Source organism: Streptomyces sp. NPDC029151, assembly GCF_055564315.1.
Map to the genome: position 1 here is coordinate 316,579 of NZ_JBVHWQ010000006.1, position 14,638 is coordinate 331,216.

Annotated in this window: 13 protein-coding genes; 3 read left to right on the forward strand and 10 right to left on the reverse strand. The window is 74.1% G+C overall.

Features of this window, described 5'->3' with window-relative positions:
• Positions 1-174 precede the first annotated feature (174 nt).
• The gene (locus ACZ4VF_RS23775; RefSeq protein WP_467928351.1) at positions 175-1,515 is read right to left on the reverse strand and encodes an MFS transporter; all 1,341 of its coding nucleotides are present in this window, start codon (positions 1,513-1,515) and stop codon (positions 175-177) included.
• 38 nt (positions 1,516-1,553) lie between these two features.
• On the opposite strand from ACZ4VF_RS23775, the gene ACZ4VF_RS23780 reads away from it, so the two are divergent.
• Positions 1,554-2,576: a GlxA family transcriptional regulator gene (locus ACZ4VF_RS23780; RefSeq protein ID WP_467928352.1), complete on the forward strand. Its 1,023-nt coding sequence runs from the start codon at positions 1,554-1,556 to the stop codon at positions 2,574-2,576.
• On the opposite strand, the gene ACZ4VF_RS23785 is transcribed toward ACZ4VF_RS23780, so the two are convergent.
• The 4 genes from ACZ4VF_RS23785 to ACZ4VF_RS23800 form a co-directional block, all read right to left on the reverse strand.
• Positions 2,481-3,752 (reverse strand): MFS transporter, encoded by a 1,272-nt coding sequence (locus ACZ4VF_RS23785; RefSeq protein WP_467928354.1) that lies wholly within the window; start codon positions 3,750-3,752, stop codon positions 2,481-2,483. The genes ACZ4VF_RS23780 and ACZ4VF_RS23785 overlap by 96 nt on opposite strands.
• A gap of 102 nt (positions 3,753-3,854) precedes the next feature.
• Positions 3,855-4,910 (reverse strand): alcohol dehydrogenase catalytic domain-containing protein, encoded by a 1,056-nt coding sequence (locus ACZ4VF_RS23790; protein ID WP_467928355.1) that lies wholly within the window; start codon positions 4,908-4,910, stop codon positions 3,855-3,857.
• A complete protein-coding gene (locus tag ACZ4VF_RS23795; RefSeq protein WP_467928356.1) occupies positions 4,910-6,067 on the reverse strand; it encodes an acyl-CoA dehydrogenase family protein in 1,158 nt (385 codons plus the stop codon). Before ACZ4VF_RS23795 ends, ACZ4VF_RS23790 begins: the two co-directional genes overlap by 1 nt.
• A 136-nt stretch (positions 6,068-6,203) precedes the next feature.
• Positions 6,204-7,115, reverse strand: coding sequence for an SDR family oxidoreductase (locus tag ACZ4VF_RS23800; protein WP_467928358.1), 912 nt, complete (start codon positions 7,113-7,115; stop codon positions 6,204-6,206).
• A gap of 99 nt (positions 7,116-7,214) precedes the next feature.
• On the opposite strand from ACZ4VF_RS23800, the gene ACZ4VF_RS23805 reads away from it, so the two are divergent.
• Complete coding sequence (locus ACZ4VF_RS23805) at positions 7,215-8,141, forward strand: cyclase family protein (protein ID WP_467928359.1); 927 nt, start codon at positions 7,215-7,217, stop codon at positions 8,139-8,141.
• A gap of 264 nt (positions 8,142-8,405) precedes the next feature.
• Here the strand turns inward: ACZ4VF_RS23805 and ACZ4VF_RS23810 are convergent, their stop codons facing one another.
• The 5 genes from ACZ4VF_RS23810 to ACZ4VF_RS23830 all read right to left on the reverse strand — a co-directional run bounded on the left by ACZ4VF_RS23810 (position 8,406) and on the right by ACZ4VF_RS23830 (position 12,964).
• Positions 8,406-8,879 carry an ATP-binding protein gene (locus ACZ4VF_RS23810; protein ID WP_467928635.1) on the reverse strand — a complete coding sequence of 158 codons (474 nt, stop codon included), beginning with the start codon at positions 8,877-8,879 and terminating at the stop codon, positions 8,406-8,408.
• Between the two features lie 18 nt (positions 8,880-8,897).
• Positions 8,898-9,035 (reverse strand): hypothetical protein, encoded by a 138-nt coding sequence (locus ACZ4VF_RS23815; protein ID WP_189294915.1) that lies wholly within the window; start codon positions 9,033-9,035, stop codon positions 8,898-8,900.
• A gap of 397 nt (positions 9,036-9,432) precedes the next feature.
• On the reverse strand, positions 9,433-10,632 hold the full coding sequence (locus ACZ4VF_RS23820; RefSeq protein ID WP_467928360.1) for an acyl-CoA dehydrogenase family protein: 1,200 nt from the start codon (positions 10,630-10,632) through the stop codon (positions 9,433-9,435).
• Positions 10,633-10,634: 2 nt separating this feature from the next.
• Positions 10,635-11,768 carry an acyl-CoA dehydrogenase family protein gene (locus tag ACZ4VF_RS23825; protein ID WP_467928362.1) on the reverse strand — a complete coding sequence of 378 codons (1,134 nt, stop codon included), beginning with the start codon at positions 11,766-11,768 and terminating at the stop codon, positions 10,635-10,637.
• Positions 11,768-12,964, reverse strand: a complete 1,197-nt coding sequence (locus ACZ4VF_RS23830) for an amidohydrolase family protein (RefSeq protein WP_467928363.1) — start codon at positions 12,962-12,964, stop codon at positions 11,768-11,770. Before ACZ4VF_RS23830 ends, ACZ4VF_RS23825 begins: the two co-directional genes overlap by 1 nt.
• A 117-nt stretch (positions 12,965-13,081) precedes the next feature.
• On the opposite strand from ACZ4VF_RS23830, the gene ACZ4VF_RS23835 reads away from it, so the two are divergent.
• On the forward strand, positions 13,082-14,590 hold the full coding sequence (locus ACZ4VF_RS23835) for a class I adenylate-forming enzyme family protein (RefSeq protein WP_467928364.1): 1,509 nt from the start codon (positions 13,082-13,084) through the stop codon (positions 14,588-14,590).
• The last annotated feature ends 48 nt before the right edge of the window (positions 14,591-14,638 follow it).

The window sequence follows — 14,638 nt, forward strand, 5'->3', positions numbered from 1 at the left end:
AGGAGGCCGGGTCCGGTGACGCGAGGGGCGAGGCCGAGGCGGTGCTCCGGGGTGCGCGGCAGCCGGCGCGGGCTCTGGTGGCCGCCCCGCCACCGCGGCCCGGGGCCCTCACCGGCGAGCCGGTGCGCGGAGGCGGCGGGGTGTGGGCGGACCTCCCTTCGCCCGGCGGCGCGTTCAGGGCACGGCGGGCGCGAGGGGGGCCGGTCCGGTACGCCGGATGACCAGGGACATCAGGGCCGCCGCCGCGCACAGGGTGCCGGCCGCGTACCAGACGACGTCGTAGGAGCCGAAGACGTCCCGGGCGGCTCCGCCGAGGTAGGCGACGACGGCCGCGCCGACCTGGTGGGAGGCGAGCACCCAGCCGAAGACGATGGCGCTGTCCTCGCCGAACTGCTCGCGGCACAGGGCCAGCGTGGGCGGGACGGTGGCCACCCAGTCGAGGCCGTAGAAGACGATGAAGAAGAGCATCGGCGGGTGCACGGCGGGGCCCAGCAGCATCGGCAGGAAGAGCAGGGACAGGCCGCGCAGGGCGTAGTAGACGGCGAGCAGGCGGCGCGGCTCGAAGCGGTCGGTGAACCAGCCGGAGGCGATCGTGCCCACGACGTCGAACACGCCGATCACCGCGAGCAGCGAGGCCGCCGTCGTCACGGGCATGCCGTGGTCGTGCTCGGCGGGCACGAAGTGGGTCTGGACCAGGCCGTTGGTGGAGGCACCGCAGATCGCGAAGGTGCCGGCGAGCAGCCAGAAGGTGCCGGTGCGCACGGAAACGGACAGCACGGAGAGCGTGCGGCGGGCGGCGCCGGTGACCGGGGGCGGCTTGGGCACGAACTCCTTTGCCCCGTACGGCGCGACGCCCGCGTCGGCCGGGTGGTCGCGCAGCAGCAGCCAGACGAAGGGGACCACGGCGAACGCGGACAGGGCGACCGTGACCGCGGCGGGCCGCCAGTGGTGGTGCTCGACGATCCAGGACAGCAGCGGCAGGAAGACCAGCTGACCGGAGGCGGAGGCCGCGGTGAGGATGCCGCTGACCAGGCCGCGCCGCTCGGTGAACCAGCGGTTGGTGACCGTGGCGGCGAAGGCCAGCGCCATCGAACCGGTGCCGAGTCCCACCAGCAGCCCCCAGCACAGCAGCAGCTGCCAGGCCGCCGTCATCCACACGGTCAGGCCCGAGCCGAGCGCGATCACGGTCAGCGCGGTGGCGACCACCCGGCGGATGCCGAAGCGGTCCATCAGCGCGGCGGCGAACGGCGCGGTGAGACCGTACAGCGCGAGGTTGACGGAGACGGCCGCGCCGATCGTGCCGCGTGACCAGCCGAACTCCTGGTTCAGCGGATCGATGAGCAGGCCGGGCAGGGAGCGGAACGCCGCCGCGCCGGTGATCGTGACGAAGGTGACGGCGGTGACGAACCAGGCGCGGTGTACGCGGTGGCGCCGGGCGGGCGGGGCCTGGACGGGGGCGGCTGCTGGGCTTGTCTGAGTCACGTCACCCAGCCTCCGATGCGCATGCCCGTGCATCGAGTGGCCCGGAGGACAGCCTTCGGTAGGATCGGGCCATGACGACCACCGGGGAGTTCCGGCCGCACCGGGTCGCCGTCCTCGCCCTGGACGGCCTGCTGCCCTTCGAACTGGGCATCCCGCACCGGATCTTCGGCCGCCCGCGGGACGCGCGGGGCAGGCACCTGTACGAGGTCCTGACCTGCTCGGTACGGCCGCCGGGGCTGGTCGAGACGGACGCCGACTTCGCCGTGCGCGTCCCCCACGGCCCCGAGCTGCTCGCCACGGCCGACACGGTGATCGTCCCGGCGTCGTACGAGCGCGGCCCGCTCTACGACGAGGGACGGCTCACCGACGAACTGGCCGACGCCCTGGCCCGGATCCGCCCCGGCACCCGGCTCGCCTCCATCTGCACCGGCGTCTACGTCCTCGCCGCCGCCGGCCACCTCGACGGCCGCCCCGCGACCACGCACTGGGCCGACGCCGAGCACTTCCAGCGGCTGTTCCCGGCCGTCAGGGTGGACCCGGACGTGCTGTTCATCGACGACGGGGACGTGCTGACCTCGGCCGGCGTGGCCGCCGGGATCGACCTGTGCCTGCACATGGTCCGCCGCGACTTCGGCACGGCCGTCGCCAACGACGTGGCCCGCCGCACGGTCGTACCGCCCCACCGCGACGGCGGCCAGGCCCAGTACATCCACCGCCCGGTCCCCGACCCCCAGGTGGCCACGACGACCGCGGCCCGCGCCTGGGCGCTGGGCCGGCTGCACGAGCCGATCCAGCTGCGGGACCTGGCCGAGCAGGAGGCGATGTCGGTACGCACCTTCACCCGCAGGTTCCGCGAGGAGGTCGGCGTCAGCCCCGGCCAGTGGCTCACCCAGCAGCGCGTGGAGCGCGCCCGGCACCTGCTGGAGTCCACCGACCTGTCGATGGACCAGGTGGCCCGGGAGTCCGGCTTCGGCACGGCCCAGTCGATGCGCCAGCACCTACAGGCGGCGCTCGGCGTCACGCCCACCGCCTACCGGCGCACCTTCCGCACCGGCGGCGCCGAGCGCGACGGCGGTGTCGGCAGCCTGCGCTGACCGGCCGGCGCGTATCTCCCCCCACCAGCCGACCGACGTCAGCAGCAGGGTCAGGGCCACTCCGGCGAGGATCGCCGTCGAGGGCGCGGCGAGCGGCAGCAGGGCACCGGCGAGGGAGCCGGTGGCCGCGTAACCGGCGCCGACGGCGGCGTACATCACCGAGTAGCCGGCGGCCAGCGCGGCCGGCGGGAGCACCTCGCGCAGGGACAGGTTGCGGGTGAGCATCGCACCGGACTGGAGCAGTCCCGCGAGGGCCAGCGCCACCGCGATGCCCGCCGCGCCGGGCGTCAGGGCGACCGCGGCCACCGCGGCCGACATCCCCGCCATCAGGACCGCGCTGCGGGTCCTGAGCCGCCCCGGCCAGGACCGCAGGCCGTACAGGAAGGCGCCGGCGGCGGAGGACACCGACATCACGGTGAGCAGCGGGCCCGCCCAGCCCACGCCGATGCCGCGCTGTTCGAGCAGCGCGGGCAGGACGAGTTCGGCGAGGGCCAGCAGGGACAGGCTCGCCGCGCCCGTGACGTACACCGGCCAGGCACGGGCCAGCACCCGCAGCCGCGAGACGCCCTCGCCCTCCCGCCCGCCGCGGTCGTCCTGCCCGTCCGCGGCCCAGCCGGCCGGCAGGACCCACAGGCCCCCGACGGACGCCGCCATCAGGGCGGCTTCGAGCAGCAGCGGGAAGCGGGGGCCCGCGCCGAGGGCCAGGCCGGTGACGGTGGCCGGGGAGACGGCCCAGATACCGAACGTCAGCATCGACTCCACGGACAGCGCCTGGGCCGCCGCGTGCCCCGGGACCAGGGAGGTGAGCAGCGCGCGCAGTCCGCCGGGCGCCGCGGCGGGACCGGCTCCGGCGAGGAAGGCGAAGGCGGCGAGTACCGCGGCGGGCGCACCCGGGAACGCGCCCAGGCCCGCGAAACCGGCCGCGCCCACGAGGAGACCGGCGGCCAGGTGCGGCCGGGCCTCGCGGGGGTTCAGCCGCATGCCGAGGACGGGAGCGCCGATGATCTCACCGATCACGTAGGCGGCGGCCAGGGCCGCGCCCAGGGAGTAGCCGCCGGGGCGCTCGCGCACCAGGAAGACGAGGGCCAGCGGAGCCATGGCCACCGGCATGCGGGCGCCGACGGCCACCAGGGCCCAGGTCAGGACCGGCCGGGAAGCGACATCGCGATAACTCATGCCTCGACGGTAGGGGCCGGCACCGACAACCGGCTCCCCGCCGTCCCGGGCCTGTGGACAACCTCGCGTCCGCCGCACCCGACGGCTCCTCGAGCGACCGGCTCAGAAGGTGAGCACCGCCCGCGCCACCCGCCCCGCCTCCGCCTCGGCCCGGGCCTTGTCGAAGTCCTCCACCGGGAACACCGCGGTCACCAGCTCGTCCAGCATCAGGCGCCCTCGGCGGTACAGCTCGGCGTACAGGGCGATGTCCCGCTGGGGGCGCGAGGAGCCGTAGCGGCAGCCGAGGATCGCCTTGTCCAGGTAGAGGGAGGAGACCAGGAAGGAGGCCTCGGCCGTGGCCGGGGGCACGCCCAGCAGGACCGCCTGGCCGCGCCGGCCGAGCAGGTCGACGGCCTGGCGGATCAGCTCCACCCGGCCCACGCACTCGAAGACGTGGTCCGCGCCCGTCGGCAGCAGCTCCCGCACCCCTTCCGCCGACGTCAGGAAGCCGGTCGCGCCGAACCGCCGGGCCACCGCCTCCTTGGCCGGATTGGCGTCCACGGCGACGACGGTGAGGGCGCCCGCGAGCCGCGCGCCCTGCAGGACGTTCAGCCCGATCCCGCCCGTGCCGATGACGACCACGCTGTCCCCGCGGTCCACCCGTGCCCGGTTCAGCACCGCCCCGACGCCGGTGAGGACCCCGCACCCGATCAGCGCGGCCGAGGTCAGGGGGATGTCCCGCGGGATCTTCACCGCCTGCACGGCCTTGACGACGGTACGTTCCGCGAACGCCGAGCTGGCGGCGAACTGGTACACCGGGTCCGCGTCCGCGCCCCACGTGAACGGCTTCCCCGGGTGCCCGATCGCCTGCCGGCACATCGTCGGCCGCCCCCGGTCGCACTCCGCGCAGGTTCCGCAGTGGGCGAGCGTCGACAGGGCCACATGGTCACCGGGCACGACATGGGTGACGCCCACACCCACGGCCTCCACGACCCCCGCGCCCTCATGGCCGAGCACCACCGGTGCCGGGAACGGGATGGTGCCGTCCACCACCGACAGATCGCTGTGGCACAGCCCGGCCGCCGCGATGGCGACCCGCACCTCGCCCGGCCCCGGTTCCCGGACCGCCAGGTCGTCCACGACCCGGACCCGCTCGCCGTCGAACACCACACCGCGCATCACACGGCCCCCTTCGGCTCACCCGGCAGACCGAGCACGCGCTCGGCGATGATCGTGCGCTGGATCTGGTCCGAGCCGCCGTAGACGGTGTCGGCCCGGGAGAACAGGAACAGGTGCTGGGCGGCGTCGAGCGGGTACGGCGACGCCGGCGACCAGTCCGCGGGACCGACGGCCGCCGCGGCGCCCCGGACCTCGACGGCCAGCTCGCCCAGCCGCTGGTGCCAGTTCGCCCACAGCAGCTTGGCCACGCTGGGCGCGCCCGGGACGGCGGGGCCGGTGGCGTGGCCGAGGGTGCGCAGCGCGTTCCAGCGCATGACGCGCAGCTCGGCCCACTGCCGGACGAGCCGGGCCCGCAGCACCGGGTCGTGCACGGCTCCGGTCCGCTCGGCGGCCCGGACGACCTCCGCCAGTTCCCGGGCGAAGCCGATCTGCTGGGCCAGGGTGGAGACCCCCCGCTCGAACCCGAGCAGGCTCATCGCCACCCGCCAGCCCTGCCCCTCTCCGCCGACGACGTGTTCCACGCGCGCGCGTGCCCCGTCGAAGAAGACCTCGTTGAAGTCGCTCGTGCCGGTCAGCTGCCGGATGGGCCGCACCTCGATCCGGCCGGGCTGGTCCATCGGCACCAGCAGGAAGCTCAGCCCGTGGTGCCGGCGCGCGTCCGGGTCGGTCCGGGCCAGGACGAAGCACCAGTCGGCCTCGTGGGCGAGGGAGGTCCAGATCTTCTGCCCGGTGATCCGGTGGTACGGCCCCTCACGCACCGCCGTGGTCCGCACCCCGGCGAGGTCGGAGCCGGCACCGGGTTCGCTGTACCCCTGGCACCACAGCTCCTCCCCGGCCGCGACGGGCGGCAGGAACCGCCGCTTCTGCACGTCGTCGCCGTGGGCGAGGAGGGTCGGGGCCAGCAGGTTCTCCCCGATGTGCCCCGAACGGGGAGGCGCCCCCGACCGGGCGTACTCCTCGGCCCAGACGACCTGCCGGGTGAGCCCCTCGGTCCGGTTCCCGTACCCGGACTCCGGCCAGCCGAGCCCGATCCAGCCGGCGGCGCCGAGGGTGCGTTCCCAGGTCCGTCGGTCATCCGACGCGCCGGCGTGCCCGGACAGCCAGCCCCGGACCTCGGCCCGGAACGCCTCGTCCTCTTCACTGAACCCGAACTCCATGTCCACCGCCTCTGCTTGACGAGCGCGTCGGTACCGCCGGGGGCCGGCCGGGGGCAGCACCCCCAAGGGCGCGGGGCACTGCGCGACCAGCGGCACACGACCCGCGGTCGCCGCACCGGGACGCGCACCGGGGCTCCTAGGCGTTCGGCCGGGCCGAATTCCGGGCCGCCTCCTCCATCGCCGCCACCTCGGAGAGCATCGGCATCGGATCCACCCCCACCGACCCCGGCAGGAACGCGGCGAGGGTCTCCGGGGTCCATCCGCCGGAGGCGTACGCGGCGCGCAGTTCCCTCGGCTGCGCCCAGACCGCGATCTTCGGCCCGGCGACCGTGTACACCTGCCCGGTGACGCCCTGCGCGGCGGCGCGGTCGGAGAGCAGGTACACCACGAGGGCGGCCACGTCCTCCGGCTCGCCGATCTCCGCCAGCCGGACGGGCACGTTGGCCGACATCCGGGTGCGGGCCACCGGCGCCACGGCGTTCGCGGTCACCCCGTACTTGTGCAGGCCCAGCGCGGCGCTGCGGACGAGGGAGATGATCCCGCCCTTGGCGGCGCTGTAGTTGGCCTGGGAGACGGAGCCCTGGTGGTTGCCGCTGGTGAAGCCGATCAGTGTGCCCGAGCGCTGCCCGCGCATCACCGCGGAGGCCGCCCGGAACACGGTGAACGTGCCCTTGAGGTGGGTGGCGATGACCGGGTCCCACTCCTCCTCGGTCATGTTGAACAGCATCCGTTCACGCAGGATGCCCGCCACGCACACGGCCCCGTCGATGCGGCCGTAGGTCTCCACCGCCGTGTCCACGACCCGCTGTCCGCCCGCCATGGTGGAGATGTCGTCGGCGACCGCGACGGCCTCGCCGCCCGCCGCCCGGATCTCCTTGACGACGGACTCGGCGACCTCTCCGGCGGGTGAGGCGCCGTCCACGGCGACGCCGTGGTCGTTGACGACGACCTTGGCGCCCTCGGCCGCCGCCGCCAGGGCGACCGCGCGTCCGATGCCGCGCCCGGCACCCGTCACGGCGACGACCCTGCCTGCCAAGAAGTTCCCCATCCCCGGCCCCTTCCCGCAGTTTCTGACGGTCCGTTAGATTTACGGCAACGCCAGACTGGCCCGCCGAAGGCGCGGACACAAGCCCCGGGGAGGCACCGGATGGCACTGCCGGAGGAGTTCCACGACATCGCCGGGCGGGTGAACAACTGGGGCCGCTGGGGTGCCGACGACGAGATCGGCACCCTGAACCTGATCACGGACGAGGTCGTCCGGGCGGCCGCCCGCGACGTGCGCACCGGGCGCCGCGTGCCGCTCGCCCTCCCCCTCCGGCAGGACGGCGTGCAGACGGGGATGATCCCGGGCCGGATCGACCCGCTGCACGCGATGGTGCAGGTCAACCAGGAGCTGTTCGGGCCGGGCACGGTCGCGTGCAGCGACGACGTGGTGACCATGGGCCTGCAGGCCGGCACCCACTGGGACGCGCTGACCCACGTCTCGCACTCGGGGAAGCTCTACAACGGCCGTCCCGCGCACACCGTCACCGCGCACGGCGGCGCGGAGTTCGGTGGCATCGACAAGGTCCGGCACCTCGTCTCGCGCGGGCTGCTGCTGGACGTGGCCCGCGCGCGGGGCGTGGACCGGCTGGCGGGCGGGCACGCGGTGACGCCGGAGGACCTGGAGGCCGCCGAGGAGTTCGCGGGTACGCGCGTGCGTGCCGGTGACATCGTGCTCGTACGCACCGGTCAGGTGCAGGTCCTCCTGGCCGGGGACCGGCACGGGTACGGCTATCCGTCGCCGGGGCTCTCGGTGCGCTGCCCGGAGTGGTTCCACGCGCGCGGTGCGGCGGCGGTCGCGAACGACACGCTCACCTTCGAGATCTTCCCGCCCGAGATCGAGGGCCTGTGGCTGCCGGTCCACGCACTGCACCTGGTGGAGATGGGCATGCTGCAGGGCCAGAACTGGAATCTCGAAGAGTTGTCCACAGCCTGTGGAGAAACCGGGCGGTACACGTTCCTGCTGTCGGCGATGCCCGAGCCGTTCGTGGGCGCGACGGGGACACCGGTGGCGCCGGTGGCGATCCTCTGAGAGACGGGTGGCGGTCCGCCGGGGAGACCGGTGGGCGGCGCGTCCCCCCACCGTCACACGCACGCGCCGCCGCCCCGGGGCGACCCGCCTTCGACGAGGACGGCCGGGGGCCCCGGGCCCTCGCCGTCCCCTCGCGGCGAATCGTCGCCCCCAGCCTGATCAGCCGCTCAGGGCACGTCAACGCCGGTGCGCACCCGTGTCGTGGCACCCCGGTCACGGCGCCCGCGCACGGTCGCACGACCGGCGCACCACCGCTCCGGGCGGCTACACCGCTTCAAAGGCGAGATCCTCGTACGCGGGCAGTCCGCCCCCGTACGCCGTCGCCGCGCTCTCCCGGGGCTGTGCACAGCGGTCCAGCTCGCACCAGATGCTCTTGCCGGCCCCCTCCGGGCTCCAGCCCCAGCGGTCGGCGAGGCAGTCCACGAGGGCGAGGCCCCGGCCACCGGTGGCCTCACTGCCGGCGCAGCGGGGGACGGGGGCGCGGGAACTGCCGTCCGCGACCTCCACCCGCACCGTCGCCGACGCGCGGTTCTCGGCAGCCGGGGCCGGCAGACACAGCCGCAGCACGGCCGGCCGCCCGGTGTGCACCACGGCGTTGGTCACCAGCTCGGAGACGAGCAGGATCAGGGTCTCGGCCAGCGGCTCGTCGGCCGTTATCCCCGATCCGGCGAGCCGCGAGCGGGCCCACCGCCTCGCCCGGCCCACCTCTGCGGGGTCGGGCCGGATCTCCAGCTGCACTTGAAGCACCTGCACCGCTCACACCATCCGAACCGGCGGACACATGACCCCGTACCGGCCGCGCGCCACGGTGTCAGCCGCGGCGGCGATCACGGCGAGGGCCACGATCGTAGCCATTTTCTGCATGGCCAGGACAACGGCCAGAGCAAGGGTCACGGACTGTGACTCCCTTGCGAGACAGCATGGTTGACGTACAGTCACCCCAACAAGCGCTTCGGGCATATTCCCGCGCGAAGGAGTACGCGTACGGCATACTGTGCGACGCGCGTGCCGGGGAGTCGAACAGGCGGGCCTGGCCACCCGGTCCGCCCAGCGAGCGGCGCTGCGCACCGCACGGCCCGGCACCACCCCAGGGGCACCGCCGGCCCGGCTCGTACGCGCAGCCACTCGCATCCCACACAAGGTACCCGAGCACCCACCCGACTCCGGGCTGTGACGAGTCTCGGGCAGGACACAACCCGGTATCAACGCTCCGTGATTCCGGTTCGCCACGATCCGCGACATCGTGGGCCAAAGCTTGTCGGGTACGGCGGCCCGGGACACCCCCGCCGGCTCAGCCCGCGAGGGCGGCGGCGAGCAGTTCCGCACCCTGTGCGCTCCCTCCGGCACGCCGGGCCCGCACCCAGGCCCGTTTCAGGTGCAGATGCACGTCCGCCTCCCAGGTGAACCCCATCCCGCCGTGCACCTGGAGGCAGTCGCGGGCCCCCCGCACGGCGGCCTCGTCGGCGAGCAGCCGGGCGGCGGCGATGTCGGCGGGATCGGCCGTGACGGCGGCGGCGTAGACGGCGACGCGCGCGGTCTCGGCCCGCACCAGCAGGTCGGCGCAGAGGTGCTGGACGGCCTGGAAGGCCCCGATCGGCCGCCCGAACTGCTCTCGCGCCCGGGCGTGTTCCACGGCCAGCTCGCACACCCGTCCAGCCGTGCCCAGCTGTTCGGCGGCGGTGAGCAGCACGGCGACGGGATCCGGGGGCGGCGTGACGGGACCGGGGGGCGCGGAGACGGCATCCACGGGCGCGGAGACGGGAACGGGGGACACCGCGCCGGCGACCGGAGGCACCGCGACGGAATCCGGGGGCACGCGGCCGGCATCCGAAGGCACCGCGACGGAATCCGGGGGCACGCGGCCGGCATCCGAAGGCACCGCGACGGAATCCGGGGGCACGCGACCGGGATCCGAAGGCACCGCGACGGAATCCGGGGGCACGCGACCGGGATCCGGAGGCACCGCCACAGGAACCGTGGGCGCCACGCCGGGACCCGAGGGCTCCGGCGCGCGACCCGTGGGCGCCGCGACGGTTCCCGCAGGCCCGGCGGTCACCCGGTGCAGCGGCGTCAGCGGGTCCACCGACCGCAGCGCCACCGCGCCGGACACCTGCCCGCGGACGACGTCCGCCGCGTCCAGCCACTCCACCAGCCCCCCGTCGGCGGCCGCCACGACCGTCTCCCCGCTCGCCGCGCCGGGCACGGTGCCGGCCGCGAGGTGGGTGGCGATCAGCGGGCCGGGCAGCAGGGCCCGCCCCGCCTCCTCGAAGGCCAGCACCGCCTCCGGCAGTCCCAGCCCGACCCCGCCGTCCGCCTCGGGCAGCCGCAGGGCGAAGAACCCCGCCTCCCCCAGGGTCCGCCACAGCGCCCGGTCGAGCCGGCCCGGTGCGTCGACGGCCGCGCGCAGTGCCTCCCGCCCGAAGCACCGCTCCAGCAGCTCCCGCACCCCCGCCCGCAAGGCCGCCTGGTCGTCGGTGAGTCGGAAGCGCACGGTCACCTCCCCCTGGGCAGGCCGAGGATCCGCTCGGCCACGATGGTCCGCTGGATCTGCGAGGTCCCGGCCGCGATCGTGTACGACAGCGAGGACAGCCGGTCCAGCACCCAGGGCCGGTCCAGGTCGAGGCAGTCCGGCCCGAGGACCTCGGCGGCGGTGTCGTACAACTCCTGCCGGGCGTGCGAGTAGCGGAGCTTGAACACCGAGCCGCCCACGCCCGGCACCCCGCCGGCCGCCTCCGCCTCGCTCACGTTCCACTGGGTCAGTCGCCACAGCGCCCGGAACTCCGCGTCGAGCCGGCCCAGCCGCCGGCGCAGCTCCGGCTCGTCCCAGCGTCCGTTCGTCCGGGCCGTACGGGCCAGTTCACGCAGCACCCGGCGGCAGGCGACGACCTCGCCGACGAAGGCGGTGCCGCGCTCGAAGGAGAGGGTGACCAGGGTGACGCGCCAGCCGTCGTTCTCCTCCCCCACCCGGTTGGCGACCGGCACCCGCACCTCGTCCAGGAACACCTCGGCGAACTCCGCCGACCCCGCGAGGGTGCGCAGCGGCCGTACGGTGACGCCCTCGGCGTCCATGGGCATCGCCAGCCAGGTGATGCCCCGGTGCCGGGGCGCCGCCGGGTCGGTGCGGACCAGCAGCTCGCACCAGTCGGCGACTTCGGCGTGCGAGGTCCAGATCTTGGACCCGGTCACCACGTAGTGGTCGCCGTCCCTCCGCGCGCGCGTGCGCAGCGAGGCGAGGTCGGATCCGGCGTCCGGTTCGCTGAACCCCTGGCACCACACGTGCTCGCCGCGCAGGATCGGCGGCAGCCAGCGCGCCCGCTGCCCGGCTGTCCCCTCGGCGGCGATGGTCGGCCCGGCGTGGAGCAGCCCGACGAAGTTGGCGCCCACGTAGGGCGCGCCGGCCTTCTCGGTCTCCTCCAGGAAGATCAGCCGGGTGGTCGGGGAGGCGTCCCAGTGCACGTCGGCGTACCCGGCGTCGTACAGCATCCGCTGCCAGCCGAGGTCGTAGGCGCGGCGGCCGGGCCAGTCGTCCGGGGACGGCCTGTCCGGCAGGGCGGGCAGCACCGTGGCGAGCCACTCCCGCAGTCGCCTCCGGAACTCCTCCTCCTCCGGCGAGTACGACAGGTCCACTACCGGTCCAGGTCCAGGCCGAGCATGCGGATGGCGTTGCCCCGCATCAGCTTGTACACGGTCTCGTCGTCGAGCCCCTTCACGTGGTCGAGGGCGACCTCCTTGGTGTGCGGGAAGGTCGAGTCGACGTGCGGGTAGTCGGTCTCGAAGGTGGCGTTGTCCCGTCCGACCACGTCCAGCGAGGCGACGCCGTGCCTGTCGCGGAAGAAGCAGCAGTAGATCTGCCGGTAGTAGTACGTCGACGGGGGCTCGGGGACCAGGTCCCGGACCCCGCCCCAGGCGCGGTGCTCCTCCCACACGTCGTCGGCGCGTTCCAGGGCGTACGGGATCCAGCCCATCTGCCCCTCGGAGTAGGCGAGTGTGAGCCGCGGGAACTTCACCAGGACGCCGCTGAAGAGGTAGTCCATCATCGAGGCCATCGCGTTGTTGAAGCTCAGCGAGGCCTGCACGGCGGGCGGTGCGTCCGGGGAGGCGGCGGGCATCTGGGAGCTGCTGCCGATGTGCATGTTGACGACCGTGCCGGTCTCCTGGCAGACGGCGAAGAACGGGTCCCAGTAGCCGGAGTGGATGGAGGGCAGCCCCAGGTGGGTGGGGATCTCCGAGAAGGTGACGGCCCGCACCCCGCGCTGCGCGTTCCGCCGGATCTCGGCGACGGCCAGCTCCACGTCCCACAGCGGGATCAGGCACAGCGGGATCAGCCGGCCGCCGCTGTCCCCGCACCACTCCTCCACCATCCAGTCGTTGTAGGCGCGCACGCAGGCGAGGGCGACCTCCTTGTCGTGGGCCTCGGCGAAGGTCTGCCCGCAGAAGCGGGGGAAGGTGGGGAAGCAGAGGGAGCCCTCCACGTGGTTGAGGTCCATGTCCGCCAGACGCGCCTTCGGGTCCCAGCAGCCGCGCCGCATCTGCTCCCGGGTGATCCCCTCCAGGGTCATCTCGTCCCGGTCGAATCCGACGGCGGCGATGTTCCGCTTGTACGGGAACTTCAGGTCCTCGTAGATCCACCAGTCCGTGGGCGGCCCCTCCGGGTCCATGGTGATCTGGTATTTGCCGCCGACGTAGGCCAGCTCCCCGATCCCGGCGGTCAGCGGCTGGGGCCCGCGCTCGCGGTACCTGGCCGGAAGCCAGGTCTCGAAGAGGTGGGCGGGCTCGATCACGTGGTCGTCGACGCTGATGATGCGGGGCAGTTCGGTCGCCATGGGTCCCTCCGCCGTACGGTGCGTCGCCTGCTCGGCTGCTCGACTGGACTCTGCTGATCTGATGGGCCGTCAGATAGCATGGCAGCTGACGAGTCGTCAGCCAAGCAGGGGGCAGCCGTGAACGAGACCCCGCACGCCCTGAGTTCCGCCCGCACACTGTGGGAGCTGGTCACCCGCCGGGCCGCCCTCACCCCCGACCGCCCGGTCCTGCTCCAGGGGGACCGCGCCCTCACGTTCGACGCCCTGCGCACCCGCTCCGAACGCGTCGCGGCCGGCCTGTACGGCATGGGCGTGCGCCCCGGCACGGTGGTCGCCTGGCAGCTGCCCACCCGCATCGAGACCGCCCTGCTGTCCTTCGCCCTGGCCCGCCTGGGCGCCGTACAGTCCCCGCTGATCCCCTTCTACCGGGACCGCGAGGTCGGCTTCGCGCTGCGCGAGTCGAAGGCGGAGTTCTTCGCCGTACCGGGCGTCTGGCGCGGCCACGACCACACGGAGATGGCGCGGCGGCTCGGCGCGAGAGGCGTCTTCGAGGCGTACGACACCCTCCCCGACGGCGACCCGGCCACGCTCCCCCCTCCTCCCGCCGAGGGCACCTCGGTCCGCTGGATCTACTGGACCTCCGGGACGACCTCCGACCCCAAGGGCGTCCTGCACACCGACCGTTCCCTCGTCGCGGGCGGCTCCTGCCTGGCCCACGCCCTGCGGCTGTCGTCGGACGACGTCGGCTCGATGGCCTTCCCCTACGCCCACATAGCGGGCCCCGACTACACGGTGATGCTCCTGCTGTACGGCTTCCCGGCGGTGATGTTCGAGCACTTCTCGCTGCCGGAGGCGCTGGCGGAGTACCGGCGGCACGGGGTGACGGTGGCCGGCGGTTCCACGGCCTTCTACTCGATGCTCCTCGCCGAGCAGCGCAGGCGGCCGGGGGTGAAGGTGATCCCCACCCTGCGGCTCCTCGCGGGCGGCGGCGCCCCCAAGCCGCCAGCGCTGTACCACTGCGTGGTCCGCGAGATGGGCGTCCAGCTCACCCACGGCTACGGCATGACCGAGGTCCCGATGATCACCATGGGCGATCCGGAGGACACCCCGGAGAACCTGGCGACGACCGAGGGCCGCCCCCCGGCCGCCATGGAGATCCGCATCGTGGACGGCGAGGTACGCCTGCGCGGCGAGGCCGTCTGCCGGGGTTACCTGGACCCCGCCCAGACGGCCGCGGCCTTCGACGCGGAGGGCTTCCTGCGCACCGGCGACCTGGGCCGGCTGACCGACTCCGGCCACCTGGTCCTCACCGGCCGCCTCAAGGACGTGATCATCCGCAAGGGCGAGAACATCTCCGCCCGGGAGATCGAGGACCTCCTCACCGCGCATCCGGCGGTGGCCGACGCGGCCGTGATCGGACTCCCGGACCACGACCGCGGGGAGATGGTCTGCGCGGTGCTCGAACAGCTCCCGGACGCGGACCCGCCGACCTTGCCGGAGGTCGTCTCCTTCCTCCGCGCGAAGGGGCTGTCCGTGCACAAGCTGCCGGAGCGGCTGGAGGTGGTGGAGGCGTTGCCGCGGAACGACACGTTGCGCAAGGTGCTGAAGTACAAGCTGCGGGAGCGGTTCTCAGGACCGCTGCCGTGACGGCGCCGCCACGGGCTCGCCCTCCCTCCGGCGCGCGCGCCCGGACCC